Consider the following 26,061-nt stretch of genomic DNA (forward strand, 5'->3'; position numbering starts at 1 on the left):
CGTTTCAGAAACAGCACGACACAGCCAAAAAAGGAGAGAAAGAAGACCCAGATACCCACCGAATAACCCGCAAAGCTGGTCCAAGGGGTGGGTCAGAATTCAATGCAAATCGTGGGTCAGGATTCCATGCAAATCAACAGCGTGTAGAAGCCCAGCGCGCCGATAGCGAGGGCCGCGATCGAGCCAACCGCAATCATGACGTTGCGCGGCACCTTGCCCTTGAACAAGGCTTTCTCTTCCGGGCTGGTCGGATCGGTCTGTTTTGCCATACCGTCCTCAGAACCCGAACAGACCGCGACGGCCGCGAGTGATCGTCACTTCCTCGCCCGGCCGCGTGAGCTTCACCTCGTCGGCCAGTCGCTGGATGACGATGTATGGCCCGCGGCGGATAAAGTTCGGGCTGACGACGTCGCCACCGTCCTTGATGGTCGGCACGGCAAACGGCGTGCGCGGCGGCATCCGGATCCAGATGAACGTGCCATCGTCGAAAACCGTCTCGGGTTTGAGCGAGCTCGTGCCGGACACGGTGTACTCGAAGTTCAGTTTGTCAGGCGACACGCCAATCGGGCCGGAATCGGTCTGGGAGCCGTGGTCAGCGTCCTGGTCGTCTCCAGTCGCGTTGCCGCGTGCGCGCACCTTGGCCATCAGCGAATTCGGGTAGTTGAAACGCACGTTCTGGTAGAACAGGCCACCCAACGGCGACGACACAAGCGTCAGCTCGTACTCACGCTTGTTCGTGCTCAGGTGCAACGTGTTGACGAGGCCGGGCTTGGTCGGCTTCACGTACACGTGATTTGCGCCGTCGGTATCGAGTACCCACTGCACCGAGTCGCCCATTGCGGGCTCGCTGATCAGCGTCTCACCGCGCTCGAGCTCGATCGTCGTGAGCTTCAGCGGCGCGGTCATGACCCGGAAGATCTTGTCGCGGCTGTACGAAAACACGGCCATGCGCGCATCGCCTGGCATCGTGATCGGGTCGGCGCCCGAGTTGTACGGGTTCACCGGACTCATCGCGTCACCGATGATGCTGCCGACGTCGAAGTTCGGGATCGGGGCGATCGGATTCGCGGCGTTCTTCGCGGCGAACGCATTGGCCGACGCTGCGATCAAGGCGAGCGCGCCCCAGCTCAGAAGGGAACGTGTTCGTTTCATGCGCCGGTTTTCTGGAGGGTGAAGAACGGGTAATAGAGGCCGTACGGATTCGTGCCCAGCACGTCCTCCGCGGTCGGGGGGATGATCTGGTAACGCATCGTCAATGCGAACCGGACGTCGGCAGGCTTGTCAGCCGGCGATTGCCGCGTCGAGGTTGTGAATTCAACGACGACCGTCGAGTCCTCGAGCAGGGACACGTTCGTGACTCTCGTCTCCCGCACCAGCTTCGGGTTGGTGGTGATCTGGTCGAACGGCTTGTCCTCGCTGATCCACGCGGCAAATTGGTTCTTCGCGTTGCCTACCATCTTCGCCTTGACCGCGTTGATGTTTTTGGCGAGTCGCGAGGTGCGGATGTCATCGGTGAGGACAGGCTCGATCGTGAACCAATGCTCGACGTCCTGTTTGATCGCCGTGCGCTTGGCCTGGTCGTCCGGGTTATAAGCGGCCAGCTGCTTGACCAACGGATTGCCACCGGCGTCCGACGAGACGCCATACGACCGAACGACGGACGGCGGCGGCTGGCGTGTGTACACGGCACCGCCGGCGATGATCGCGAGGATGAAGCAGAAGGTCTTCCAGTGATTGGCTTCGACGCGCAGACGCGTCCCCTGATCGAAGATGATCTTTTCGGGATCGTCGTTCGAGTAGTGGCCGGGCGCCGGGGAAAGGGCGACCTGCTTCTTGTTACGGGGAAAGAGTCGGGGGAATCGCATCACGGAGTTCCAATTGGGACGGATCAATTGGAACAGCCGAGGCCACAACAGCTCGTGGGAAAAGAGCCGTCATTTCAGGGACCTTTTCGAGGAGAAGAAAAGGGGGCGAGCAAGGTCCTTGCGCGCGCAACTGGTTGTGGGGGATTTGGGAGAAAGGTACCCAAAATACGACAGCTTTCGGGACTTGTGTTTCCGATCGCCACGATAGAATCGCGCGAGCAATCGTTTAACGCGTTGCACACTTTTCGATCTCAAACGGCGCGAGCCAGCGCTCCAGCAATCGAACAAAATCAAGTAGTTGAACTCCATAGCCGCTCGATGTTCATCGGGTAAGTCCCACAACCGGTTGCGTGGCATTTCTCAAAATCAGTAACAATGAACTTCGAATGTCCTCCTAGCACAGCGATTCCTTTCGACTCCAGTAACGATCCGTCCGTTGCGAAAAATGGGGGCTGTCGGTGCCGGCTGACCGCGATCGCTCGACATCAAGATCTTCGTCGCGCCGACCCTCCGCCTATCGTGATGGGGGCGTTTTACCGTGAGCAGCTCGGCCTGAAGCTTTGGCCAAGTCAAGCGAAAATGGCGGTCGATCTCAAGGTATCGAAGGCGATCGTTGCTCGATCGATTCAAGCATCGCTGCTTCCGGCTGAGGTCATCACCGCGTTTGGTGGCCCAAGAGGGATCTCATTTCGAACGGCGGAAACCGTCGCGGCACTGATGCGAGAGCTTGGCCGAGAGGTGGTGGTTCGGAGGGCGTTGACGGTGCCGAGCCAGGCCGGCCCGGCGAGGGTAAAAGCGATCTTGTGTACCGGTGTCGCGGACATCACGGACAGCATTACCTTGCGATTTTCGTTGGGCGGAAGCGGTCGATACATTCGAGTCGACTCGTCGAATATCGAAGAGGTGATCCCGCATCTTTCAGCCTTAGAAGGTCTAGTCAACACTCTCCTTCCATCGTTGCTCAGGCTATCCCCCAAAGCAAAGTGACGGACTCAACGCAATTCGAACCCAGCGTCGACCGGATGCGTCGTCATCCCAGAGGGAATTTCGGTGCTTGCGCCGGGCATAAGCGGCGGATCCCTTCCCTGATCTCCGGACGAAGGTACACCGTGAGCAATGCTCCGACGGTTCGAATCTGATCGGTGAACATCTGTGGTTCAAGCTTGGCTGTTAGGTGAATGTTTATGGTTCGCCATCTCGGCAGCCGGAACGGCGGATCGGGTGGATTGTTGCGACGCGACTAGGTGAACGTCTATGGTTCACACCGTCTTTGCTGCGCCGATGATCTAGCGGTGTCGGCTCCGTGGCTGGAGGGAGCTTTCGTGCTGTTGCTCAAAGCCGACGCTCGTTTACGTGTTTACTTCAACACATTTAACACCTTTAACTACGTTTACGTGCCGGAAAGCCTTGCTGGATAAGGCTCTGCGGGCCGTTAAGTACACGGCTATGGTTCAACTGGTGAACGGCGGTGGTTCTAAGGGTGAAGGGATATGGTTCAGATGGTGCATACCGATGGTTCGGTAGGTACATGGACATGGGGCGAGAGTGAATGTTTGTGGTTCCGGCGTGGGCGATAGAAAGGTGAAGGTCTATGGGTCTCGGTGGAGGTGAACATTTATGGTTCTAAAGGCGACCATGCCTATCGCAGATTTCTCTTGAGATTGATTTCATAACGCTTTGATTTGTAATGACTTACCTGCCAAAGTCCCCTGTCGGATCTCTATCTGTTTGGAGAAGAGGCTTAAAGGTGAACGTTTATGGTTCTCGAGGGCGCGCGACCGCCGGTCCCCAGGGAAAGGTACGGAAAAGTGAAGGTCTATGGTTCCACGCTCCGAGAAAGGCGTATCGAATCCACCCCGCTTTCGGCTTGTGAGGGTGAACGTCTATGGTTCCGAGATCGCTGCTGGTGATTGCTTGGCGCGACTGATAAGTCATTGAAATCTAAGGGAAACCGGTAGAATTGCACCCGAAAGTGGCCGGCCAAGCCATTGGTGAATGTCTATGGTTCTCAAAGAGGTAGACCTCTCGTGGTTCGGGCCCGTCGACGTCACGCCTATCCTTGAAGGTGAACAAAGTACAGTGTATTGTTACCGTTCATCTCCATTCGAGCGTATCCCTTCGTGGCAACGAAAAAAGACACGGGTCGCGAACCCATGCAAATCGCCCTCTTCCAGATGCCGGAGATGCCAGATCCATTTCGGAAGGCGGTGCCAGCGATTCACATAGCGCCGAAGACCGGGCCTATCTCACTCCAGCAGGCGAAGACTTGGAACGCCCTGATCAAGAACGCGATCGAGCAGCGCAAGGAAGGTGAACGTACATGGTTCGAGTACTCGATTGGAGATCTTATCTCTGACGTCGGACTGAACTCAAAAAATCGCGAGTACGTCAAGGCGACGATCAACTCGTTGCTGGGCTTTGTGGTCAACTGGGACCAGTTGGCCACCGCGAAGTCTGAGTGGAACGCGAGCGCGTTGCTTGCCGGCGCGAAGATATCCGGCGGAACTCTTAAGTACCAGTTCTCGCACAACATCAGCGAGCTTCTACTCAGCCCCGAGGTGTATGCGAGTATCGATATGCGGATCGCCAGGACGTTCAAGCGCGGTTACGCGCTGACCCTCTGGGAGAACGTTGTGCGCTACGAGGGTGTGGGGACGACGGGAAAAATGAAGGTCAACACGCTTCGCGATCTTTTGCTAGGCATGGACTGGGCGCAAGGTTCATACGCTGAGTACAAGATTTTCAAGAGCCGGATTTTGGTGCCAGCACTTAGGGAGATCAACGACGTTTCCGATCATGAGATTGCCATGGAGGAGGAGAAAACGGGTCGCGCCGTAACCGAGGTCCGGTTCTTCATTACACCGAAGCGAAAGTCTGAGGCCACGTCCGAAGAAGACCTCGACGTTCTTACCGCGATGACGAAACTCTCGGTTCCCTTGTCTGAGGCGCGGAAGCTGTTAGGCAAACATGGCCCCGATGCGGTACGTCAAGCGCTTGCGTACACCGATGTTCGCGTGAAGAAAAAGAATGCTCAGCCGCTGGACAACGTCGCATCGTATTTTCGGAAAGCGCTAGCAAATGGCTATCAGCTGGAAAACGGCCGGGCCAAACCGGATAGCAGCGTCGTGTCGATCGCCTCTTCGCCAGAGCAAGCGGAGGACAAGCTCCTGTCTACGCTCCTCGCCAAACGCGCCGAGCAAGCTCGTGACTATTTCAACGAGCTCGATTCCGGCGAGCAAGGGGATTGCGTCAATCGCTACAACGAAAGTCAGGTGGCGCCGCAGCTGAAGCTCGTGGCGAACAAGAAGCCGAAGAAGGCAGCCGAGCAAGCGTTCTTTCACTGGCTGGCCGAGAATGTTTGGGGTAAGCCGACAGACCGCGATCTCCTGAATTTCGTCCTCGCTGGAGGCGGTGCAAATTCTCGGTAAGTGCGCGGCCTCACGCGATCACGCTACTGCGCGATCGCGTGAAGTCGTGACTTACGCACTCAAATCATGTTGGCGGGTGCGCAGGTATTTCCGATGCCGCTGAAGCATTCGTGCCTGAGCGGCCGACAACGCGGTAAGTTGCTTACGCCGCCGATTGCGTGGCCGGAGCTGGTAGGTTGACGTCGTCGTCCTGCAGTTCGAGCGCCCAAGATTGTACGACCGCGGTCAACTTGTCGATCAGCCGCTCTTGCGCTTCGCCCTTCACCCCCTTGAGGTTTAACTCGGCCCTGCCGTCCGCGAACGCCTTCAGTTCTCCAAGCTCGAGTCCGTTTGGTGAAGCAAACTTGACTCGCGACTCATAGTGAGTCCTCTTCGCGCCTCGCGCGGCGGTCTTCTCGCTGGTCGCGACTTGTTCGAGCTTTCGCACAGATGCCTGACCGGCGATCACCTGGTCGAGCCAGTGTTCGGCTACCGCTTCGCCGGCTTTGTCGCATATCAGCTTGATGTTGTAGGCATGCGAAAGCTTAACCTTCTCAGCGTTGTCGACCATTCGTTGCAGGAGCGACATCGGCAAGGTGTTGAGAAGAAGAACCTTATTGACCACCCCTTTGTCTTCACCTACGGCCGCCGCCAATTCAAGCTGGTCCCGATAGACATGCTCGTTCAGCAGGCGCTGCCACGACACGGCGTCGTCAAACACGGTCTGATCGTCCCTCTCCTTGTTTGCTCTGTACGCGAGAATGAACAGAGATTTCGGCGAAAGGTTGGCCCGATACATGCCCAGGACCGTGGTGCGCCCCAAACTCTTCAGAGCGCGCTTGCGCCGCTCGCCGTCGACAATAATATTTTTTCCCGGAAATTCCGGTAAGTGCGTAAATATAATTGGTTGGAGTTGTTCCTCGCGCTCTAGCGTCGCCGCTAGAGCGTCAATGCTCTGGGGGCTATAGAAAGCGCGTGGGTTATACGGGTTCGCGATGCAGTCGTCGATTGAAAGGACGTGGATCCGCTGATCGTCGGTTTGGTCTGCCGCGTCGCCAACAACAGGAGCCTTCTCATCAATCACTGCTCGAGAGTCGGGGTCCAGAATGTGCGCTGCATCAGCCTGCGCAGTTTTTACGACGCCGGAATTTTGCAGGCGAGCATCAACGTCCGAGCGCTCGGCATGCATACCAACACGGACTTTGCTTTTTAGGTCGAGCTTCCTACTCATTCTGCGTCATCCTCGGAGTTGTAGAAGGCGATTAGTTCATCAAGTAGCGCAGCCACCTCGTTCCGCGCCGGTTTGACGGCATCGGATCGGAGCCCTTTTACGTCAAAAACAGTTCGGCCCAAAGCGGCGGCCAATTTATAGACCTCGCGATTTTTGATCGTTGTCGATAAGAGATGAACCTTGCTTTCGGAAAGCAGTTCTTTCATCTGCTTATGGAGCTGAGTCTTCGGATTTGCCTTGTTGAGGAGAATCGCGTACTTCCCGTTCGGCTGAAGGGCACGGGTTTGCTCAACTAGGCGCATCATCCCTTCGCTGCTCCAAAGGTCCAGGGGTGACGAATCGGTTGGGATGATAGTCGCGTCGGCGACCATCAGCACCCGCGCGGTAATTGGGGACTCAATGCTGGGCGGGCAATCCACCAGCACAATTTCAGAATCTTCTGCCAATTGTGTAATGACACTTCCAATTTGTTTCCCGTGCCCGGCGACACTCACGATTTTGAACGGAAGTGGGTTTCCATCGTCGGCTACGGCATTCCACCTCAAGCACGAGTTTTGGGCATCGGCGTCGGCGACCAGCGGCTTATAGCCCGCGGCGTGGAATGCTCCGGCCAGGTTGATTGTTGTAGTTGTTTTCCCGGTCCCGCCTTTTTGATTTGCAACAGCGAATACTAGACCCATTTCGCCTCCGGAAAGTCCCCAGACACTGCCCAGGGTCGATCTCCACGTGGAGATTCGAGCGTGAAGTGAAGCCGATCTCCACGTGGAGATCGGGCGCACGCCGGCGTAGTCGGCGTAAAAAGTAACGTACCTGCGAAGTATAGTCGACGATTTAAATTTATCAAGAAATACTTCAATTGACGACGCGCAGAATCTCCACGTGGAGATTGCGGGGCCGCCGAGCGTTTGCGGGGCGGTTTCAGATAGACGATCTCCACGTGGAGATCACGCAGTAGGCGGTGGTCTGCGGCATCTAGCGTTGCGATCCCACACCGGTTAAAGAACCGGAGACTAAGGGTGAGAGGTGAATCTTATATACCGAATTTCTAAAGACTTGATGCGAATCGGATGCGGCTGCGAGCAAAGTCCCAGATTGTCTGGGAGATTCCAGCTTCCAGAAGCGGAAGCTGGAGATTATGTGGGGGTTGGAAGTTCCTCGCCGAACGATGTCGGGGATAGTCTAGGAGATGCCATTGGTTGGCTGGGAAACGCATTGTAGTTGCCCGGGGGTGTTGCGCGTGCTTCGGTAGCCGGGCGCGGATATTCAACCAAGTGGCCCGGGGTGGGGCGGGGCATAGGTTTGGAGTGGTTTCGTGCCCCCAATATCGCTAGGTCGAAGCCCGCCTAAGGAACGTCTCGGCCTCACGGTATTGGCGGCCAAGTTCAGCGGTCGCGTAGACCGATGTGGTGTCGAGCGAATCGTGACCGGCAAAATTCCGCGCACTCTCGAGACTCATCCCGTTTGCCAGCGCATGCGACACGAACGTGTGTCGTAGCCAGTGCGGGCTGGCGGCGCTGAAAGCCCGCGCGTGCGGCGAGTCCTCGCGCAGCGCGGCGGCAGTCGCCATCGCAAAAAACTGCCTAACCGCCTTATAAAGTTGAATCGGATGGATCGGCCCGGTTTGCCGCGCGCGCGCCGCGAGCTCGGGCGCCGGATCGGTCTTGCTTACCTTCGCCGCGCGCCGGATCCGGCCGATCTCGGCATTCGACAGCAGCGCCGGAATCAAAGGGGTGGCGGCAGGGCAGGCGAGGGGATCGCGCGGCAGCCCGCGCGATTCCAGATAGTCGCCCATCAGGTCCAGCACCGCCGGCACCAGCGGCACAAAGCGCTCCTTCGCGCGCTTGCCAACCACGCGCAGCAACCGAATCGTGCCCAGCTCAGGGCCGGCGTAACGCTCCTGCACGTCGTCCGTGAAGGCCCCGCACAACTCGGCACGTCGCAGCCCGGTGCTGTACGCAAAGCTCAGCACAAAGCGCATGCGTGTCGCCGCGGCCGTGTCCGGCATATCGTCGAGCACGCGCATCGCGAAGCGCCACGCGTCGGAGGTCAAGCCGCGCTCGATCTGCAGACGCGATTTCGCGGCCACGCGCCGCTCGTTGCCGGCGGCGTCGTGCGTCGACCCGGTGAACACGCGCACCTTCGCGAACGCATTGTGATCCAGGTATTGCGCGTCGACCAACTCACCGAAAAACTTCTTCAGCGCGGACAGCGCGTCCTGCCGGCTCTTGACCGACAGCGGCCCACGGAACGGCCGCCAACCCAGATCGCCGCGATGCGCGGTGCCGGTCATGACCCATTGGCTGGCCGGCTGCGGATCGATCAGGAAGCCGTTGATGTAGTCGCGCGCGTCATCGGTGTCGAGGCTCGACAGCGCCTTGCGCTTCACGAAGATCGACCAGAGCAGCAGCCGTTCGGCTTCGGTGCGGTAGCGTTGGCGCGTATGCGGGTTCTCGTAGTCGGCGAGCCAGAAATCAATCGCCTCGCGGTCGTTGTTGGCGCGGCTGTTGTTCCTGACGAGATTGCGGTGCGTGCCATGCGAGCCGTCCAGTTCGGGCGGCAGCAAGAAGCGCTCGAGCGGCACGATCGCGGTGACGGGACCGGCTGCGGCGAACCGCGGCGCTGGCAGCGTGGATTCGGACGGGTGGGTTTGCGCGCCGGCGGCCAGCTGCAGGCCGGTGACATCCCCGTAGTGCGCCAGCCACGCGACGATGCGGCGCGCGCCGACTTCGCCCAGGCGCGGCACGCGTCGGTACCAGCGGTAGCCGAGCGCGTTGATCGACTCGACCAGCTTGCCGATCGTGGTGAGGCCGACGTCGGCGAGACGCAGCGCGACGGCGGTATCGAACCAGCCGAGCACGTGGTGCTCGGGGCGTGGATCCTCGACCACCAGACGCGCGAGCGCCTCGAGCGCCGCCATCTGTCGCGCGCGCAGGCGGGCGTTGCGCTGCTGCCGACGTAGGTTCGCGCCGGCGTGGGTGTTCGCGCCGGCGTGCCGGGCGGCGAACAGATCCAGCAGCTCTTTCTCGGTATAGAAGCCATCCGGATCGTGCTCGGCGGCGAAGTCGTCCAGCGACGGCGTGGTTTGCGCCGGCGCGTCGGCCGCTGGCGTCGCGGCGAGGGCGGCCGGACGAATCGCAAGCAGCCGGGCGGTCGCGAAGTCGTGCCGCTTGCGGGCCGCGGCGACGAAGGCGGTGACCAGCCAGGTGCGGGTGGCGTCCGCCTTGCGCGCGTCGCGGCCGAATTCGAGGTACTGGTCGGCCAGCTCGGCGAGGTCCAGTCCTTCCAGATAGCCGCGGAAGAAGGCGAGGTGCTGCAGCCCGATGCGGCGCGCGGCGGCCGCTTCGCGGCGTGCGGCGCGCGAGCGCGACTTGCGGCGCGCAGCCGGCGTGCGCGCGCGGCGCGGCATGGCCGGCAGTTCGCGGAACTCGACATCGAGGACGTCTGGATCGTCGGCGGGTGTCATGGGTGGTTTCGAGGGAGTACGGAAAGCGTGTTGTTTGATACGTGCCCCTGCAGCGCGGCCGCATCAGCTTGGCGTTTTCTTCGACCGGGGCTGCCTGACGGTGAGCCGTGCCGATGGCCGGCCGCCCCGGGCGAGCCTTGCCCCACAAGCGCGTGCGCCAGGTTCGCTCGGAAAAGAGGCGGAATGGCCAATAAAGTGAAGGGTAACATAGTAAGGACTATGTTACCCTTCATTTCGTGACATCGAGCGAACGCCCCAGGCTCGTGGGGCGCACACGACTAAAGTTGAGTCGAGGCCCGGCTGCCGGTGGCGGGCAGAGGGGAGGCAGGAGACGCGGCACGAACCGATGCCGTAGTCCGCGCAGGTCGGCCGGGCAGATTCGGCTGGAGAAACAGTCAGGTTGTGCGACACCGGAAGCCGGACCACGTAGTCAGCGCGAGTGATGACGCCCGCCCCGGCCCGCTCGTTGTGTGAGCGCTGGCCGGGCGGAAAACGTTCGCGATTGCTCTTGGCAAGCGTGGCTGCGACAGGTGTAAGCCGGAGTTCATTGGTGGGCTGCCCGCCGCAGGCAGTGGTGGGGCGGAGGCCAGCGATTTGCGTGTGTGCAGCGGGATGAGGTAGGGTGCAGCTTTGACTTTGTTGTCGAGGCTGTTCATGAACAAGCAGGAACTCATTGACGCGGTCGCAGCGGGCGCGGGCGTCAGCAAAACCGACGCGAGCAAATCCGCCCTCAAACGCAGTCGGGAAGTGGCGCTCGGCTTTTTCGATTCACTCGGCCTTCGCTATGAAATCGACGATTCGGCCCGCAGAGGCCTCAGCTACTATCTGAACGGTCGGGGCTTCGAAATACGCTGTACCGAACTCGGCGCACAACAGCAAGTCGTTGGTGGCGGTGCCTATCAGGAGGGAGCCGGTTTCGGCATCGGCGCTGAACGACTATTGTTAGCGATGACCACCCAGGGACTTGCGTAGTGAAGTCCAATGCCGACGCGGCTTGCGGCCCAGGACAGTTGCAGGCTCCATATCGCTGGCTACACGTAGTAAAGCGATGGCACGAACGTCGGCTTTCCGCAATCGCGACTGTCCGCGGCGGGTCGTGTTACGCCTGTTGCATCGCGCGGCCGCCCAGCGATGTTCGTCGCGCTCATGCGTCGGGCGCGAGGCGGCCACAAACCGACGTTCCGACGTAACAATCGTACGTCCGCTTGTGGACGGTCGTGCCTATTGCATGATGCTCAAGCTTCGATCACTGCGTGAGTCTGGCCGACGCTGCCGTGAGCCAATTATTTTGGCGTCTGATACATTCGGTTTGCATCCATTTCGGGGACACGTCATGAAACTTCGGACCGTGTATTTGAAGGTCAGTAATATGGAGACATCCACTTCTTTCTGGGAGCGACTTCTCGGATATGAGCCGCTTAAGCGGTCCGGCAAGTGGACTGAATTCATGATCGGCACAAACAGATTGGGCCTTTTGTTAAACGATTTTGGAGATGAGATAAAAGGTAGCAGCTCCGTCCCTGTCTTTGAGTTCGAAGAAAATGCGCTTCACGAATTCGTGAAGCGGGCAACAGAAAACGGGGCCACCATCGTGATGGACGGATTGAAGATCGAGTCCATGAAAAGCATTGTATTGAGCAGTCCCGACGGACACGAGTTCGAGCTTTGCATGTGCCGCAACTAACCAACGGCTTTGCAGTTCGTAGCAAGTCCTGCGAACGACTTCTTGGCGGCGAAGAAGGGCCGTTGCAAAAAGCCACGGAGAATGTCGCTTCCGGGTCGCGAAGCGCCTCTCGCACGGCTCCAGAACGGCCGCTCGACGGCGCGCTGGCTTGTTTGCCGACCTAGCCGAACGACCTAGTAACGAGATATTCGTTTACCACTACAGCACGGTCAGACCATCAAACTCGCGATTGGGAGCTGCGCGACCGCGAAGGCCCTCGCCGCGACAGGGCGACGAGTAGGTGACAACGGTCTTCGCAAGGCCCGCCTGGTGACAACTTTAATACGCGGCGCTCAACCTCATGAATTCACAAAGGTTTCACATCTCAGGGGCGGCGACAACCGGCGAAGTGACAACTGTACTTCGCAAACGGTGACGACTAATGACATGGTCCGCCCCGCCTTACCGGATAAGTTAAGCTGGCGGCGCTCACTCGGAACCGGAGATCATCATGGACCAGGTAACGTTGGTTGGAATCGATCTTGGCAAGCATAGCTTTCACCTTCATGGTCAAGACCGGAATGGCAAGGCCCTGTTTCGCAAGAAGCTGGGGCGTAAGCAACTGATCGAATTCTTCGCGACGTGCGAGGTCTGCACCGTGGTCATGGAGGCGTGCGCCGGCGCTCATCACATGGCGCGCAAGCTGGCCACGTTCGGCCATGAGGTAAAGCTGATTTCACCCCAGTTCGTACGCCCATTCGTGAAGTCGAACAAGAACGACTTCGTCGACGCTGAAGCGATCTGTGAAGCTGCATCGCGTCCCGCAATGCGCTTTGTGACACCGAAGACTGAGTCGCAACAGACCCTTTCGGTTCTGCATCGCGTGCGTGAATCGATGGTGCGGGACCGTACGAGAACGATCAACCAGATGCATGGCTTCCTGCTCGAGTTCGGCGTCAGCCTGCCGGTCGGCAAGGCCGCCGTTGCGCGACTGCCCGAGCTTCTCGACGCGAACGCGTTGCCGCCCCGGCTGATAGCGATTCTCGAACGCCTCCATGAACATCTCAAATACCTTGAGAACCAGGTAGGTGAGATTGAGCGCGAGCTGGCGCGCCAACTCGCCGATGACGACGTTGGGCAACGGCTCATGAGCATTCCGGGGATCGGTCCGATCACCGCGAGCGTGCTTGCCGCAGAAATGGGTGATGGCAGGCAGTACGGTTGCAGCCGGGACTTCGCCGCGTCAGTTGGACTTGTTCCGCGCCAATACAGCACAGGAGGAAGGTCCAACCTCCTCGGGATCAGCCGTCGAGGCGACAAGCACGTCAGGTCTCTTCTGGTTCTGTGCGCCCGAGCGTATCTACGCGGGCTCGAGAAGCGAACTGGCCGTCTCGCGGAGTGGGCGCGCGCGATGATGGCGCGACGTCATTCAAATGTTGTGGCATGTGCGCTGGCCAACAAGCTTGCGCGAACCGCGTGGGCCATCGTCGCACGCCACGGTACCTTCGATTCTGAATTCGCTAGGCCGTCGGCCTGAGCGGGCACAAACCAGGTTACCTCCTCTGCTTTTGCGACGACTGAAACGTGATGACGTGAACGGCACACCGGCCTGTGGAACACCCTGGAAAATAAAGAGGCTTACCAAAGCCGCACGACTTTATAGGAGCCACAGGCGCGAACTTCATCGAGGCGCGGGGCGCGATCCCCAAAAACGACGCCGGATAGATTTAGGCAAGCCAACATGACATCAAGGATCAGAGGTTGCAAAACTGGGGCGGACCATAGATTTATTTTGGTCTACGTCAGGCGCAATCGACCGGCTCGTCGCATTGATCGTCTCTTGTTTTCCAATTTGCTCGCTCGTGACTGAATTGCGTCTCTCGTCATGCCAGATCGAGGCGGTCTGATCGCACACTAGGATTCTGTACACCTATCCGTCCGACATGCAGCCATGCCTCGCGAAAATCAACGACGCCCGATCACCCGCTAGGCGGCCGGCTGCCGAGACCGGCCCGGTAAACGGGCCGTGGAATCGAGGCAGGATCAAGGCGTGCGGGCGAATCGGATGGGTCATTGTCGAAGCAAACGACCCGTCGACCGTTCGTATGACTATCGTTGCGCCATCGCGCTCGTCTCCGACCAGCCGCCGCCCACCACCTTGTACAGCGTGATGAGGTTCGACTGCTTGGCGAGCATGTCCGTGATCAGTTGCTGTTGCGCAGCGTAGAGCGTGCGCTGCGCGTCGAGCAGGGTCAGGAAGCTGTCGGTGCCGCTGCGGTAGCGTGCCTGAGCGAGGTCGTAGTACTGCTGCGCGGCGTTCACGTAGTCGCGGTCCGCAGCCACCTGCGTGACGTACGTCGTGCGTCCCGCGAGTGCATTCGACACTTCCTTGAACGCCGTCTGGATGGCCTTTTCATAGTTGGCGATGTCGATGTCCTTCTCGACCTTCGCTACGTCGAGCGTGGCGCGGTTGTAGCCGAAGTCGAAGATGGGCACCGAAATGGACGGTGCAAATGTCCACGCACCCGTGCCCGCTTTGAAGAGGTTCGAGAGGCTGCTGCTCGTGGTGCCCGCGGAAGCTGTCAGCTCGATCTTCGGAAAGAACGCGGCGCGGGCCGCGCCGATGTTGGCGTTGGCGGCCTTCAGCGTGTGCTCGGCTTCGACGATGTCGGGGCGGCGCGTGAGCAGATCCGACGGCACGCCTTCGCCGATGTCCGCGAACATGTTCTCGCTTTCCATCAGCGAACCGCTTTGCGGCAGATCGGTGGGCAGCGGCGCGCCGATTTCGGCCACCAGGTTGTTGCGGTCCTGCGCCACCGCACGCGTGTACGAGGCCAGGCTCGAGCGCGCGCTGGCCAGCGAGCTTTCGGCCTGGCGCACGTCCTGCAGCGACGCGCTGCCGATCTTCATCATGCTCACCGTGAGGTCGTAGGTGTGCTGGTCCGCATCCACGGTGTTCTGCGTGACCTGCAGCGAAGCTTCGTCGGAGAGCAACTGCAGATAGTCGGTGGCGACCGTCGCGATCAGGCTGAGCTGCGTGCTCGTGCGCGCGGCGTCCGTGGCGAGGTACTGCTCCAGCGCCTGGCGCTTGAGGCTGCGCAGGCGGCCGAAGAAGTCGATTTCCCACGATGTGAGGCCCACGCTCGCGCTGCTCGAACTGTATGCGCTCGTGGAGCCTGCCACGTGTTCGCGCGTGACCGAGCCGGATGCGTTGATGGTCGGTCCGACGTTGGCGCGCGCAATGCGGTACTGCGCTTCGTACTGCGCCACGTTGAGCGCGGCCACGCGCATGTCGCGGTTGTTCGCGAGCGCGAGTTCGATCAGCTTTTGCAGGCGCGGATCCTTGAAGAAGTCGCGCCAGCCGAGGTCGGCTCCCGGCGGTGCCGCGGCAGTGCTTTGCAAGGCCTTCGGCTGCGCCAGCGCGGGCACGGTGGACCAGGTGTTGTCGACCGGTGCGGCCGGCCGTTGGTACATCGGGTCCAGCGTGCAGCCTGCCAGCACGCCCGCGCAAAGAAGGGCGATCAGTGTACGTTTCATGCGTTGCCCTCGTTGATGTCGGCGGAGTCCGTGGCGTGACCGTGTTCCTTGAACAGTCTGCGCACCACGACGAAGAAGACCGGTACGAAGAAGATGGCAAGCACCGTGGCCGCGATCATGCCGCCCGTCACACCCGTGCCGATGGCATGGCGTGCGCCGGCGCCGGCACCCGTACTGATGACGAGCGGCAGCACGCCGAACACGAACGCGAGCGAAGTCATGAGAATGGGACGCAGCCGCATGTGGGCGGCTTCGAGTACGGCGTCCACGAGGCTGTGCCCCTGCGCTTGCAGATCCTTCGCGAACTCGACGATCAAAATGGCGTTCTTCGTGGAAAGCCCGATGGTGGCCAGCAGCCCCACCTTGAAGTAGATGTCGTTCGAAAGTCCGCGCCCATGAGCGGCAAGCAACGCGCCCAGCACGCCGAGTGGCACGACGAGCAGCACCGCGAGCGGAATCGACCAGCTTTCGTAGAGTCCCGCGAGGCACAGGAACACGACGACGAGCGAGATCGCATAGAGCGTCGTGGCCTGGGAGCCGGCCTGCTTCTCCTGATAGGACTGTCCGGTCCATTCCAGAGCGAACCCGGGCGGCAGTTTGTGCGCGAGCTGCTCGACCGCGTTCATGGCCTCGCCGGTGCTCACACCGGGCCGCGTGGCAGCCGAAATGCCCGTGGCGAGCTGCCGGTTGTAGCGCTCGATCTGCGGCGGCCCGAACGTCCAGTGACTCTTGGCGAACGACGAGAAGGGAACCATCGTCGAGTCGTAGCCTGTCGTGCTCGTGGCGGTACTCGAAGACGATAAGGATAACGAACCCGACGAACTGCTGCTTGACTTCACATACCAGTCGCCAAGGTCGGCAGGCATCATGCGATACGGCGCGTCCGACTGCACATAGACTTTCTGCACGCGCCCCGTGTCGATGTAGTTGTTCACGTAGGACGAACCGAACGCGGTCTGCAGCGTGTCGTTGACGTCGGAGATGGAAAGCCCCAGCGCGTTGGCTTTTTCGCGGTCGATGTCCACCTGCAACTGCGGCGTATCTTCGAGGCCGGACGGGCGCACCATGGCGAGCGTCGGTTCCTTCGACGCCATGCCGAGAAACTGGTTGCGCACCGCGAGCAGCTTGTCGTGTCCTGCGCCGCCGCGGTCTTCGATCTCGAAGTCGAGGCCGCTTTGCGTACCCAGTTCCTGAATGGCGGGCGGATTCAGCACGAAGATGCGCGCGTCGCGATTGCCGGCGAAATGCTGGTTGGCGCGCGCGATGATGGCCGGCGCGCTGTCGCGCGAACCGCGCAGGCTCCAGTCCTTGAGCGTCACGAATGCGATGGCGTTGTTCTGCCCCTGGCCGTTGAAGCTGAAGCCGTTGATGGCGATGACCTGCTTGACGCCCGGCTCGTCTTTCAGCACGTACTGTTCCACGGCCTCCACCGTCTTCAGCGTGCGCGAAGCCGGCGTACCCGCGGGCGCGCTGATCGACACGATGAAGTAGCCCTGATCTTCGTCAGGCAGGAACGAGGAGGGCAACGTGACGTAGAGCAGCGCCACGACGCCGGCGATCACGCCGTAGAGGAGCATGTAACGCGCGGGCCGCGCGACCACGCGTGCGAGCGAGGAACTGTAGCCCGCATTGCTCTTCGCGAACCACCGGTTGAACCAGCCGAAGAAGCCGCGCTTTTCGTGGTGCTCCACGTCGGCGCGCTTGAGCAGCGTGGCGCACAGCGCCGGCGTGAGCGTGAGCGCGAGCATGACCGACAGCAGCATCGCCGAGACGATGGTGATGGAGAACTGCCGGTAGATCGCGCCCGTGGAGCCCGCGAAGAACGCCATTGGAATGAAGACGGCGGTGAGCACGGTGGTCACGCCGACCAGCGCGCCGGTAATCTGCCCCATCGCCTTGTGCGTGGCTTCCTTCGGGCCGAGCTTCTCCTCGCTCATGATGCGCTCGACGTTTTCCACCACCACGATGGCGTCGTCCACGAGCAGGCCGATGGCGAGCACCATCGCGAACATCGAGAGCACATTGATCGAAAAACCGATCATCGACATCACACCGAACGTGCCGAGCAGCGCAACGGGCACCACGATGGTCGGAATCAGCGTGGCGCGCACGTTCTGCAGGAACAGGTACATCACGAGGAAGACCAGTACGACCGCTTCGAACAGCGTCTTCACGACCTCTTCGATCGAGATGCGCACGAACGGCGTGGTGTCGTACGGATAACTGATCGCGACGTCCTTCGGCAATTGCAGCTGGATTTCGGCGAGCTTCGCGCGCACCGCGTTGGCGGCGTCCAGCGCGTTGGCGCCGGTGGCGAGCTTGATGGCGAGCGCGGAGGCCGGCTTGCCGTTCAGACGCGACGAGGTGTCGTAGCTGTCGCCGCCCACCTCCACGCGCGCCACGTCCTTCAGCAGCACGCGCGAGCCGTCGCTGTTCACGCGCAGCAGGATGTTGGCGAACTGGTCGGCGGTCGTCAGCAGACTCGACGAGCGGATGGTTGCGTTGATGGCCTGCGAGTCCGTTGCCGGCGAGCCGCCTACCTGTCCCGTGGAAAGCTCGACGTTCTGGTTCGTGATAGCCGTGGTCACGTCGGAGGGCGTGAGTCCGAAGCTGTGCAGCTTCACCGGGTTGAGCCAGATGCGCATGGCGTGCTGCGCGCCGAACAGCGTCACGTCGCCCACGCCGTTCAACTGCGCGAGCGGATCTTCGATCCGGGTCGCGATGATGTTGCCGAGATCCACCGAATTCCAGGTGCCGCCCGGCGACGAGAGCGCGACGATCATGAGGAAGTTCGTCGACGCCTTCGCGACCTGCACACCTTGCTCCTGCACCGTTTGGGGCAGTGTAGGCGTGGCCTGCGTCACCTTGTTCTGCACCTGCACCTGCGCGATGTCGGGATTCGTTCCGGGATTGAACGTCAGCGTGATGGTGGCCTGCCCGGCGGAACTGCTCGTGGACGACATGTACAGCACGTTGTCGATGCCGCTCAGCTTCTGCTCGATCACCTGGGTCACGGTTGCAGCGACGGTGTCGGCGGAGGCGCCGGGGTAAGTGGCCGTCACCTGCACCGACGGCGGCGCGATGGTGGGGTACTGCGCGACGGGGAGACTCGTGACCGCCGCCGCGCCCACCAGCATGATGACGATGGCCATGACCCACGCGAGAATGGGACGCTTGATGAAGAACTCTGCCATGCCGTTCTCCGCCTAGCGTTGTGCCGACACGGTCGAGGCCGTGTCTGTCGCGGGTGCCGCGGACACCGCGTTCGCCTGCGTCTGCGGCGTATCGGCCGCCACCTTGACCGGCGCACCCGCATGCACGCCCTGCAGGCCGCTCACGATCACACGGTCGCCGGTGTGCAGGCCTGAGGTCACGATCCATTGGTCGCGGAATGCGTTGTCGGCGGTGACTTGCACCTGCCGCGCGTTGCCGGCCGCATCCACGACGTAGACGCTCGCCTTGCCGTCCGACGCGCGCGTCACGGCCATTTGCGGCACGAGTATCGCGTTGTCGTTCTCGCCTTCTTCCAGGCGGGCGCGCACGAACATGCCGGGCAGCAATTCGCGCTCGGGGTTCGGGAACGTGCTGCGCAGCGTGACCGAACCCGTGGTGGCGTCCACCGTGACGCCGGAGAACTGCAGCGCGCCGGGGTGGGTGTATTCGGTGCCGTCTTCCATCACGAGCGTGACGGCGGCGCTGTCGCTGCCCGTCTTCTTCAGGCGCCCGGAGGCGAAGGCCTTGCGAAGCCTCAGCCATTCCGTGCTGGGGCGCGTGACGTCGAGGTACATCTGGTCGAACGCCTGGATGGTGGCGAGCGCGGTGGTCTGGTTCGAGGTGACGAGCGCACCCTCGGTCACGCTCGATGCACCGATGCGCCCGGAAATTGGGGCGCGCACACGCGTGTATTCGAGGTTGACGCGCGCAGATTCGAGCGACGCCTCGTCGGCCGTGACGTCGGCTGCGTCTTCGCGAATGGCGGCGACGGCATCGTCGTAATCCTGCTTGCTCACGGCGTTGATCTTCACGAGTTCCGTGTAGCGATCCGCTTTCATTTTCGCCAAGGCCAGCGTGGCGCGCGCTTTTTCGAGCGTGCCGCGGGCCTGGTCGTAGGTCGCCTGGTAGGTGGCCGGGTCGATCTGGTAGAGCACCTGGCCCGCCTTCACATCGCTGCCTTCCACGAACAGGCGTTTCAAGACGATACCGCCCACCTGCGGGCGGACGTCGGAAACCTTCAGCGAGGAAAGGCGGCCGGAGAGTTCGGTGGTTTCGACGATGCGCTGCGGCGCGAGCGTGAGTACGCCGACCGCGGTGGTTTGTGCGGCAAAGCCGGAGGGCGCGCCTGTCGGCTTGTTGCAGCCCGCGGTGCCGAGTATGGCGAATATCGAGAGCGCGGAAAATAAGCGCCGCGGCCTGCACATCGTGCGGTGGTGCGCGTGGTTAGAGAGGATTGACGTCTTCATCTTTGACCTGTTTGGACATCGCGATGCGGGAACGGGATGGCACCGAGCGCTTCAATGGCAGCTCAGCGGAACCGGTGCTGGGCAAGGCGTAACGCTACCGACGTCGCCTATTTCCGTGCTTACGGAAACTTACTGTCCGGTGGCGCGCCCGGACAGGGAAATGAGAATCGGGCTTTCGGTGTACGTAATACCTGCGCGGCCGGGCCCTTGTGCCGGTTCCGTTAGGGATCGCAAATCACAGTAATATTTCGAAAGCCAGTCGAGCCTTCTCCGGGCTACCATCAATCCGTTCTCATACCACCCGAATACCCGAAGTGCACGCACCCCCCTTTCCCGATTCCACGCTGCAGGTCCTGCTCGTTGATGACGACGCCGAGCTGCGCGACCTGCTGCGCAAGTTCTTCCAGCAACGCGGCAGCGCGTTCTCCGTCTTGCACGACGCCACCAATCTGGCGCGGCGGCTCGAACGCGAGCGGCCGTCCATCATCGTGATGGACCTCATGATGCCGGGCGTGGATGGCCTCACCGCGCTCAAGCAATTGCGCGCGCGCGGCGACACGATTCCCGTCATCATGCTGACCGCGCGCGCCGAAGGCGTGGAGCGCGTGCTGGGGCTCGAACTGGGTGCGGACGACTATCTGGGCAAGCCGTTCATGCCGCAGGAACTGCTCGCGCGCATCCACGCGGTGCTGCGCCGCCAAGGCCAGCCGCAAACCACGGTAGTGCAGGAGAAGCGCGCCCCGTGCCGGTTCGGCCGTTTCGAACTGGATTTCTCGACGCGCACGCTGCTGAGGGAAGGCACACCCGTGAAGCTCACGGGCGGCGAGTACGCGCTGCTCGAGGTGCTGGCCTCGCACCCCATGGAGACGCTTTCGCGTACGCGGCTCATCGAGCTGCTCCACGGTCCGGATGCCGAGGTGACGGAGCGCGGCATCGACGTGCCGGTATGGCGCCTGCGCCGCCTGATCGAGGACGATCCGTCCAATCCCCGACGGTTGCAAACCATGCGCGGCGTCGGCTACATGTTCATACCCGACAGCCCGGCCGATGAAGAATCCGTTTGATTCGATGTTCGGCCGGCTCGTCATCACGACGGTGGGCCTGCTCGTGCTGGTTCACCTCACGTCGTTGCTGCTGATCGACCGAACCCGCATGAGCCTTGCCGCCTTCCATATTTCGCGCGTCGTGGAGGCTGCCGCCAGCATGGGTGAGCAGGATGGCGGCGGCGAACGGTCCGTGGCAAATATCCTCGGTATTGAGTTCGTGGACCTGAAGCAACTGCCGGCCGCCGACGCGCAGCGCTTTCGCGGCGACACGCACGGGCCCATCGAACGGCAACTGCGGCACGTGCTGCCGCCGGGCACCCACGTGGCGATGGATAGCGACGGCACGCTGCGCGTGCTCCCCGCAGGCAGCACGCGTGGCATCGTGCTGCCGCGGGCCGAGGTGCCGCTGAGTCGTTTCACCGGGGTGCTGGCGTTGACGCTGGTGTTCGCTATCGTGGTTGCCGTCGTGCTTGCGTGGCACCTGAACCGCCCCATCCGCGATCTTGCCGCAGCCGCGCGTGAGCATCGCACTGGCCATCATCTAAACCGCGTGCGCACACGCGGGCCGCGCGAACTGCGCGAGCTGATTGGCGACTTCAACGACATGACGCGCGAGCTGGCCGAGGCAGAGCGCGAGCGCGCCGTGATGCTCGCGAGTATCGCGCACGACCTGCGGACACCGATCACACGCATGCAGGTGCGGGCAGACCTGCTGACCGACCGTAGCGATCGCGAGGGGTTTCTGCGCGATACCGAATCCATGTCGCGTGTCATCACACAGTTTCTCGACTTTGCGCACGAGAGCCCCGAAGGGTCGCCGCAAATCAGCGTGGACACGCATTGCCGTCTCGATTACACCGACGCGCCGAGTCCGGGCGGCGAAGCGCATACCGATGCGCTTGTCACGCTCGATCTTCGCGCGGGGCCCGACTTCATGCTGCCCACGGTCGATATCGACCGTATTCTTTCGAACCTCATCGAAAATGCGCTGACCTACGGCGAGCCGCCCGTGGAGATCGCCACGCGAGCGTATGACGAGCACTACGAACTCGTGGTGCGGGACCACGGGCCCGGCGTATCCGAGCCCGATCTCGACCGCGTGCTGCGTCCGTTCGTCCGGCTCGATCCCGCTCGCGGCGGCACCTCGCACAGCGGCTTGGGCCTGGCCATCGTTCACCGCCTCGTTCGCCATCACGGCGGCACGCTGCAGATTTCCAACGCGGCCGACGGCGGGCTCGTCATAGCGATGAGGTTTCCGAAGCACAGCGCCGCGCGATGAAGCGCCGCATGCGCTGTCGCCGCTCGTCTGAGTGCCAGCGGTGGTCTAGTCGAGCTTCCATGCGCCCACCGCTTCGGCAAGCGTGAGGGCGCCTTCGTTGAGGTCCTCGGTGGTGTGTTCACCGGGGGCAGATCACCGGAGCAACGGCTGTCGGAACTGGGACAGTAGCAACAAATACCTCAACCACACTTTCGAGTAGCCCGGTAGCGTGAATATGCGAAGCTTCGCATATTCACGAATCCCGGCCGACCCTCAGAAGGGGCCTGCGGCCCCCATTGACGTGATGTGACGGTGGCGCCGTTGAACGGTAGGTCGAGCTTTCGCATTCGGATAGCGCTCGTCATGAACACGGATGCTTCAGCCCTTGTCGGGCTCGACGACGACCGGGTCGGTGGCCGCGAAACTGAAGATGCCCATGCGTTCCATGCGCGCAAACTCGGCCTCCACCAGTTCGTAGACAAGCGAAAGCGAGGGATTCGGACTCGGATCAACACGCGTAGCCAGCACGAGTACCCGGTTGAGCTGCACGCCGGATATCTCTGACCTCACCACAAAGGGGAGCTGCGAGCTGTCCCGGAACACCGAGATCGGCATGATAGTCGCCCAGCGGCCGCCCTGTACCAACTCGCGGATCGAGTCTACCGAATCGATTTCGGCGCGTACTCGCAGCGACTTGCCCAGGCCGGCGAGTTGACGCTCTACCAATTCCCTGTGCAGGCTGGTCATGAGCAGCGGGATGCACGCGAGCTGGTTCACCGAAACCACTGGACCAATGCGCATCTGCGCATGCGAGACCAGCGCGAAGGGCTCGCCCAACAGAGGATGGAACGACAGCGTGCGGCGCGGTTCGGGGTTGGTCAGCACAGCCATGTCAATCATGCCGCGCTCCAGCCAGTCCAGCAATGTTGGGGTGAAAGCCTCGCGGGCACGCAACTCCAATCCCTCCATGGCGTCGATGCAGTTCTCGAACAGACGAGGCAGCAGCAGCCGCGCGAGTGTGGGCGAAGCCCCCAGCACCACGGGCGGGCAATCCTTCTGGGGCCGATGCGCCAGGCGCCGCCCTAAGCGAGAGGCCTCGGCCAGGATGCGCTGCGCAGATTCGTAGAGTGTCACGCCCGCCGGCGTCAGACGCACGCCGCGCGGTAGCCGCTGCAGCAGCTGCGCGCCCATTTCGCTCTCCAGGTCTCGCATCTGACGAGTGAGCGCGGGTTGCGCAATCGGTATCGCAGCGGCGGCGGCGGTCAGGCTACCGCTGTCAGCGACAGCAATGAAATAACGAAGCGTCCGGAGGTTCATGGCGGCCCCGGCGGAAATGGCCCGCCGTCCTTATCCATATCACAATGATATGGGAGAGCCCAAATATAGCATTAGACGCGGCTTCGGACGCCGCCTAACCTTGAAGCTCATCCATGGCTGGGCCGCCCGGCAGAAGGACGACCCGACGGAGGCACGATATGACGTTACTGAACCGCGTGGCGTGGGCCGGCCGCAAACCGATGTGATACCGCCCGACATCACGGCGCCAGGCTCTGCACCGTGGGACGGCGCAGCGCTTTACCACAAGTTCATGCAAGAGAGGGGCATCCAGGTCAACCGGGTGCCAAACGCGACATTCCGGACTCCGCGGTCCGGGGCCACGACCATCGCATTCCTATTTGTCTCATGACTTCAACTATCATTTCCCCGGAAGCGTTGCGGCGCTTCATCCAGACCGCTTTCGTCAGCCAAGGCTTGCCTGAGGCCGACGCCACTCAAGTCGCCCGGTTGATGACCGAAGCCGACCTGCAAGGCTCTGATGGCCACGGCGTCATCCGATTGCCGCAGTACATCAAGCGCATCCAGGCCGGCGGCATCAACAAGCACCCGAACATCCACGTTGTGCGCGAGCGCGATGCGATGGCGGTAGTCGACGGCGATAACGGCATGGGGCACCTGGTGGTCTCGCGCGCCGTGGACATCGCCATCGAGAAGGCCCGCAAGGCCGGCGTAGCTTGGGTCGGCACACGCTACAGCAACCATGCGGGCCCCGCCTCGCTTTACGCGCGTCGTCCGCTCGAGCACAACATGCTCGGCCTGTACTTCGCGGTCGGAAACGCCAATCACCTGCCGCCTTGGGGCGGCATGGACATGTTGCTATCGACCAACCCGATCGCCGCCAGCGTACCCGCCGCCGACGAACCGCCGGTGGTTCTGGATATGGCCACTACGGTAGCGGCCTACGGCAAAGTCAAGGCCAAGGCCAAGCGTGGCCAACCTTTGCCCGAGGGCTGGATGATCGACCGCGAAGGAAAGCCGCTTCTCGATCCAAATCGAGCAGGCGAGGGCTTTTTGCTGCCCATCGGCGGTCACAAAGGCTACGGCCTGGCACTCGTCATCGGGCTCCTGGCGGGCACCTTGAGCGGGGCAGCCATGGGGCGTGACGTGATCGACTTCAACGCTGATCACACGAGCGTAACCAACACCGGCCAGGCCATCCTGGTTATCGACCTCGCGGCCTTCGGCGATCCTGGAGACTTCAAGCGCTCGGTCGACCGCATTGTTCGCGACATACGGGGCAGCCAGCGCCTGCCCGGCGTAGAGCGCATCTGGCTGCCCGGCGAGCAAAGCCATGAAAGGCGTGCCCGCTACAGCGAAAGCGGCGTCCCGGTTTCTGCCGGGCTGATTGCCGAATTGAACACCCTGGCGACCGACCTCGGCATCGCCCCTCTGTCCGATATGGCACTTGCATGATCACTTCCTTCAACCCAACCACCGACGTCATTCTGGCGCAATACGAGGCGCACTCTGCGGAGCAGATTGAGCGTAAGCTCGGGCAGGCCGCGCGCGCGCAGCGCCAGTGGGCCGTCACGCCTATCGCTGATCGAATGGCACTGCTGCGCCGCGTGGCTCAGACTCTGCGCACCGACAGAGCCGCGCTGGCTCCGCTGGCCACGCTCGAGATGGGCAAGCCACTGGCCGAAGCTGAGGGAGAAATCGACAAATGCGCATGGAACTTCGACGTCTACGCCAACGCCGCGCCCCGTTTCCTGCTCGACGCGATGATCGCCAGCAGCGCTAGCGACAGTCGCATCGTGTACGACCCGATCGGTGTGGTGCTGGCCGTGATGCCCTGGAATTACCCGTTCTGGCAGGTGATGCGCGCGGCCGCGCCAGTGCTGGCCGGCGGTAACGCGTTGGTGCTCAAGCACGCGAGCAACGTGCCGCAATGCGCACTCGCCCTGGAAGCCGTGTTCCTGCGTGCCGGCGCGCCCGAGGGATTATTTTCCACACTGCTGGTAGGCTCCGGCGAGGTCGCCCGGTTGATCGCCGACCGCCGCATCTCGGCCGTGACCTTCACCGGCTCCACGCCGGCCGGCCGTAGCATCGCATCCCAATCCGGCCAGGCGCTCAAGAAGCAAGTGCTGGAACTAGGAGGTTCCGACCCGTTCATCGTACTCGCGGATGCCGACGTCGAGAGAGCCGCCACGGTGGCAGTCAAGGCACGCTTCCAGAACACGGGGCAAAGCTGCATCTCGGCCAAGCGGTTCATTGTTGAGCACGCAGTCGCCGACCAGTTCGTGGAGGCGTTCTGCGAGTGCACCCGGCAATTGGTGGTCGGTGATCCGATGAATACGGCCAGCACGCAGGGCACGATGGCCCGACGCAATCTCCGCGACGAACTGGATGCACAGGTACAGGCTACGGTGAGGCAAGGTGCACGGCGGCTGCTTGGCGGTGCGCCGGTGGCGGGCCACGGCGCGTTCTATCAGCCGACCGTGCTCGACAATTGCACGCCGGAGATGACCGCCGCGCGCGAGGAAACCTTCGGTCCGGTCGCAGCCATTCTGCGCGTGGCCAACGCCGAGGAAGCCGTGCGTGTGGCCAATGGCACACCGTTCGGGCTGGGCGCAGCGGTATGGACTGCCGACCTTGACCGCGCGCGGCAGCTCTCGCGCCAGATCGAGGCTGGTGCCGTCTTCATCAACGGCATGGTCGCCTCCGACCCGCGCCTGCCCTTCGGCGGCATCAAAGAATCGGGCTATGGGCGCGAGTTGGGCATGCTCGGCCTGCACGAATTCACCAACATCAAGTCCGTATGGACCGGCCCGGCCCGCACCTGACATCCATCAA

Annotated in this window: 18 protein-coding genes and 1 pseudogene; 9 read left to right on the forward strand and 10 right to left on the reverse strand. The window is 61.9% G+C overall.

Features of this window, described 5'->3' with window-relative positions:
- Positions 1-140: 140 nt before the first annotated feature.
- The 3 genes and pseudogenes from HWX55_RS19725 to HWX55_RS19735 form a co-directional block, all read right to left on the reverse strand.
- Positions 141-269, reverse strand: a pseudogene (locus HWX55_RS19725) (conjugal transfer protein TraI); the annotation flags it as partial.
- A 7-nt stretch (positions 270-276) separates the two neighbouring features.
- Positions 277-1,152 carry a TrbG/VirB9 family P-type conjugative transfer protein gene (locus HWX55_RS19730; RefSeq protein WP_175657460.1) on the reverse strand — a complete coding sequence of 292 codons (876 nt, stop codon included), beginning with the start codon at positions 1,150-1,152 and terminating at the stop codon, positions 277-279.
- Positions 1,149-1,865, reverse strand: coding sequence for a type IV secretion system protein (locus tag HWX55_RS19735; protein WP_175657459.1), 717 nt, complete (start codon positions 1,863-1,865; stop codon positions 1,149-1,151). The genes HWX55_RS19730 and HWX55_RS19735 overlap by 4 nt, the downstream gene beginning before the upstream one ends.
- Before the next feature lie 375 nt (positions 1,866-2,240).
- On the opposite strand from HWX55_RS19735, the gene HWX55_RS19740 reads away from it, so the two are divergent.
- Positions 2,241-2,852, forward strand: coding sequence for a hypothetical protein (locus tag HWX55_RS19740; protein WP_175976969.1), 612 nt, complete (start codon positions 2,241-2,243; stop codon positions 2,850-2,852).
- A 1,166-nt stretch (positions 2,853-4,018) separates the two neighbouring features.
- Positions 4,019-5,293 carry a replication initiation protein gene (locus tag HWX55_RS19745; RefSeq protein ID WP_175657457.1) on the forward strand — a complete coding sequence of 425 codons (1,275 nt, stop codon included), beginning with the start codon at positions 4,019-4,021 and terminating at the stop codon, positions 5,291-5,293.
- Positions 5,294-5,435: 142 nt separating this feature from the next.
- Here the strand turns inward: HWX55_RS19745 and HWX55_RS19750 are convergent, their stop codons facing one another.
- From HWX55_RS19750 to HWX55_RS19760, 3 genes are all read right to left on the reverse strand, one after another.
- A complete protein-coding gene (locus tag HWX55_RS19750) occupies positions 5,436-6,503 on the reverse strand; it encodes a ParB/RepB/Spo0J family partition protein (RefSeq protein WP_175657456.1) in 1,068 nt (355 codons plus the stop codon).
- A complete protein-coding gene (parA, locus tag HWX55_RS19755; protein WP_175657455.1) occupies positions 6,500-7,183 on the reverse strand; it encodes a ParA family partition ATPase in 684 nt (227 codons plus the stop codon). The genes HWX55_RS19750 and parA overlap by 4 nt, the downstream gene beginning before the upstream one ends.
- 647 nt (positions 7,184-7,830) lie before the next feature.
- Entirely contained in the window at positions 7,831-9,966 is a 2,136-nt protein-coding gene (locus HWX55_RS19760; protein ID WP_175976970.1) for a phage integrase family protein, read from the reverse strand.
- Positions 9,967-10,620: 654 nt separating this feature from the next.
- Here HWX55_RS19760 and HWX55_RS19765 point away from each other — a divergent pair.
- The 3 genes from HWX55_RS19765 (at position 10,621) to HWX55_RS19775 (ending at position 13,166) form a co-directional block, all read left to right on the forward strand.
- Positions 10,621-10,938: a hypothetical protein gene (locus HWX55_RS19765; protein WP_244140608.1), complete on the forward strand. Its 318-nt coding sequence runs from the start codon at positions 10,621-10,623 to the stop codon at positions 10,936-10,938.
- Positions 10,939-11,299: 361 nt separating this feature from the next.
- Complete coding sequence (locus HWX55_RS19770) at positions 11,300-11,650, forward strand: VOC family protein (RefSeq protein WP_175976971.1); 351 nt, start codon at positions 11,300-11,302, stop codon at positions 11,648-11,650.
- Positions 11,651-12,140: 490 nt separating this feature from the next.
- Positions 12,141-13,166, forward strand: coding sequence for an IS110 family transposase (locus tag HWX55_RS19775; RefSeq protein WP_175976972.1), 1,026 nt, complete (start codon positions 12,141-12,143; stop codon positions 13,164-13,166).
- A 572-nt stretch (positions 13,167-13,738) separates the two neighbouring features.
- On the opposite strand, the gene HWX55_RS19780 is transcribed toward HWX55_RS19775, so the two are convergent.
- The 3 genes from HWX55_RS19780 to HWX55_RS19790 are packed head-to-tail and all read right to left on the reverse strand — an operon-like array spanning position 13,739 to position 19,626.
- Positions 13,739-15,166 (reverse strand): efflux transporter outer membrane subunit, encoded by a 1,428-nt coding sequence (locus HWX55_RS19780; protein ID WP_175976973.1) that lies wholly within the window; start codon positions 15,164-15,166, stop codon positions 13,739-13,741.
- A complete protein-coding gene (locus HWX55_RS19785; protein WP_175976974.1) occupies positions 15,163-18,360 on the reverse strand; it encodes an efflux RND transporter permease subunit in 3,198 nt (1,065 codons plus the stop codon). The genes HWX55_RS19780 and HWX55_RS19785 overlap by 4 nt, the downstream gene beginning before the upstream one ends.
- A gap of 12 nt (positions 18,361-18,372) precedes the next feature.
- Positions 18,373-19,626, reverse strand: a complete 1,254-nt coding sequence (locus HWX55_RS19790; protein WP_175976975.1) for an efflux RND transporter periplasmic adaptor subunit — start codon at positions 19,624-19,626, stop codon at positions 18,373-18,375.
- Between the two features lie 314 nt (positions 19,627-19,940).
- Between HWX55_RS19790 and HWX55_RS19795 the strand changes: the two genes are divergently transcribed.
- Both HWX55_RS19795 and HWX55_RS19800 read left to right on the forward strand, forming a co-directional pair.
- Positions 19,941-20,690 (forward strand): response regulator, encoded by a 750-nt coding sequence (locus tag HWX55_RS19795; RefSeq protein WP_175976976.1) that lies wholly within the window; start codon positions 19,941-19,943, stop codon positions 20,688-20,690.
- Positions 20,674-21,951 carry an ATP-binding protein gene (locus HWX55_RS19800; RefSeq protein WP_175976977.1) on the forward strand — a complete coding sequence of 426 codons (1,278 nt, stop codon included), beginning with the start codon at positions 20,674-20,676 and terminating at the stop codon, positions 21,949-21,951. The genes HWX55_RS19795 and HWX55_RS19800 overlap by 17 nt, the downstream gene beginning before the upstream one ends.
- A 357-nt stretch (positions 21,952-22,308) precedes the next feature.
- Here HWX55_RS19800 and HWX55_RS19805 read toward each other — a convergent pair whose 3' ends face one another.
- Positions 22,309-23,247, reverse strand: a complete 939-nt coding sequence (locus HWX55_RS19805) for a LysR family transcriptional regulator (protein ID WP_175976978.1) — start codon at positions 23,245-23,247, stop codon at positions 22,309-22,311.
- 366 nt (positions 23,248-23,613) lie between these two features.
- Here HWX55_RS19805 and HWX55_RS19810 point away from each other — a divergent pair, with 366 nt between their 5' ends.
- On the forward strand, positions 23,614-24,681 hold the full coding sequence (locus HWX55_RS19810; protein WP_175976979.1) for an Ldh family oxidoreductase: 1,068 nt from the start codon (positions 23,614-23,616) through the stop codon (positions 24,679-24,681).
- Entirely contained in the window at positions 24,678-26,051 is a 1,374-nt protein-coding gene (locus HWX55_RS19815) for an NAD-dependent succinate-semialdehyde dehydrogenase (RefSeq protein ID WP_175976980.1), read from the forward strand. Before HWX55_RS19810 ends, HWX55_RS19815 begins: the two co-directional genes overlap by 4 nt.
- The last annotated feature ends 10 nt before the right edge of the window (positions 26,052-26,061 follow it).

The sequence above is a fragment of the Burkholderia sp. BCC1047 genome (assembly GCF_902833155.1).
In the GTDB taxonomy this organism is placed as follows: domain Bacteria; phylum Pseudomonadota; class Gammaproteobacteria; order Burkholderiales; family Burkholderiaceae; genus Burkholderia; species Burkholderia sola.